The following is a 1,223-nucleotide window of genomic DNA, read 5'->3' on the forward strand; positions in this document are numbered from 1 at the left end:
CTCCCAAATTGATGATTTAGATTTTGCCTATAATAGCGGTAGATTGTCTGGCACTGATAAAGTTAAATTATCCAATTGGGATTATCCACCTAGTGCTGATTTGTATAATAAGTACAAATCGGTGTATGATAATCCTAAATATTATAATCAATCTACAGGTGCAATACATTGGCCAGATGGAGACGGTTTTGCATCTATTCCTAAGGATATGATTTTGAAGCCGAGTACTCGTATTGATAGATTTGGTAGTGACTACGGTACATTTACTTCTCCTGAAGGAACACCGTATGCACAACGAGCTGTTGCACCTGGGACAGATTCTCGTCCGTATAGTGTATTTGAAGTTTTAGAACCTCTCACCGTAAAAGGAGGAGAAATTGCTCCCTGGTTTGATGAGCCTGGTGGAGGCATGCAATATATGCTTCCTGACACAGTAGATGAACTTTTAGATCAAAAAATATTAAGGAGAATTTCACCATGACAATACTAGAATTAAAGCAAGCATTAATTTCTTTAGGAGTTCCAGAACAATTATATTCTATCCTGCGAGGCGGATTACCAAATGAAGTGTTATGCTTGGTACAAAATAGTGAACAAGAGTGGGAAGTTTATTATAGTGAACATGGAAGGAAAGTTGGAGTCAAATTGTTTGAAACGGAAGCTCTTGCATGCGAATATTTTTTAAATAAGTTATCTAGATATGCAATAAAGTGACTATGCTAGAGAGCAACTTAGAAGTTATGTGGAGGGGATTGTAAAACCAGGAAGTAAATATGATACGTTCTCGGGTTTTGTTTCCATTGATTTACATTCAAGTAGTCTAAAAACATTGGACGAGGTTTTTGAGGGTAATCGACTTGATTATCATAACACACCTTATCATCCAGATCTTGATGAAACTTATGCTAAAATCAATTTTGATTTGGATCATAAAGCACGCCTAGATATTCCCTTATCAGATCCTAAAGTTGACGAATACCCTTTTACAGGGCGAGGGTTTACTGGGTCTGAGAATATTGTGTTGCCTGAGTTTGAAATTCATGAGAATATCAAGTATCACTACTAGAACGGAGATACGATTACTATTTATGCTAGTCAATCAGGCGATATTATCAAACAATATGTTTATGATGGTGAGTTTAAAATTTGGTTACAAAAATAAGGAGAACTAGTATGTATGCCTATTATAAAGGGGAATTATTCTCTACACATAACGTTAAAGG

Annotated in this window: 3 protein-coding genes; all 3 read left to right on the forward strand. The window is 35.9% G+C overall.

Features of this window, described 5'->3' with window-relative positions:
• A partial coding sequence (locus tag ACMZ6Z_RS09390; RefSeq protein WP_416132263.1) for a TNT domain-containing protein occupies nucleotides 1–481 on the forward strand: 481 nt, incomplete at its 5' end.
• A complete protein-coding gene (locus ACMZ6Z_RS09395) occupies nucleotides 478–714 on the forward strand; it encodes a hypothetical protein (RefSeq protein ID WP_416132264.1) in 237 nt (78 codons plus the stop codon). The genes ACMZ6Z_RS09390 and ACMZ6Z_RS09395, both read left to right, overlap by 4 nt.
• Before the next feature lie 28 nt (nucleotides 715–742).
• Nucleotides 743–1,066, forward strand: a complete 324-nt coding sequence (locus tag ACMZ6Z_RS09400; protein WP_416132265.1) for a hypothetical protein — start codon at nucleotides 743–745, stop codon at nucleotides 1,064–1,066.
• The last annotated feature ends 157 nt before the right edge of the window (nucleotides 1,067–1,223 follow it).

Origin of the sequence: Streptococcus pluranimalium (assembly GCF_047785705.1) — a bacterium.
GTDB lineage: Bacteria > Bacillota > Bacilli > Lactobacillales > Streptococcaceae > Streptococcus > Streptococcus pluranimalium_A.